Source organism: Pseudomonas frederiksbergensis, from assembly GCF_003732665.1.
Classification (GTDB): domain Bacteria; phylum Pseudomonadota; class Gammaproteobacteria; order Pseudomonadales; family Pseudomonadaceae; genus Aquipseudomonas; species Aquipseudomonas frederiksbergensis_G.
The window spans coordinates 1-297 of sequence record NZ_MOBP01000040.1 but is presented as its reverse complement, the minus strand read 5'-3'; the positions used below and the strand labels follow the sequence as shown (position 1 = coordinate 297).

At 59.9% G+C, this 297-nt stretch carries 1 protein-coding gene; it reads right to left on the bottom strand.

Annotation, left to right across the window (positions count from 1 at the left end):
* Positions 1 to 297: indole-3-glycerol phosphate synthase TrpC (locus BK665_RS33035; RefSeq protein WP_375538967.1), on the bottom strand; the 297-nt coding region annotated here is incomplete at both ends.

Sequence of the window (297 nt, the reverse complement as noted above, 5' to 3'; positions counted from 1 at the left end):
GGGTGGTTTCCAGGCTGACGTCAAAGGTGTGCAGGTTGCGGTTGTTTACGCCAACCAACGGCGTGTCGAGGGTTTTCAAGGCCCGTTCCAGCTCGTTGCCATCGTGGACTTCAACCAACACATCAAGGCCGACGCTTTTGGCCACGGCCGCCAGCTCAGCCATTTTCACGTCGTCCAACGCGGAGACGATCAACAGCACGCAGTCAGCGCCCAGGGCACGGGCTTCAACGATCTGGTAGGGGTCGATCATGAAGTCCTTGCGGATCACCGGCAGCTTGCACGCCGCACGAGCCTGTT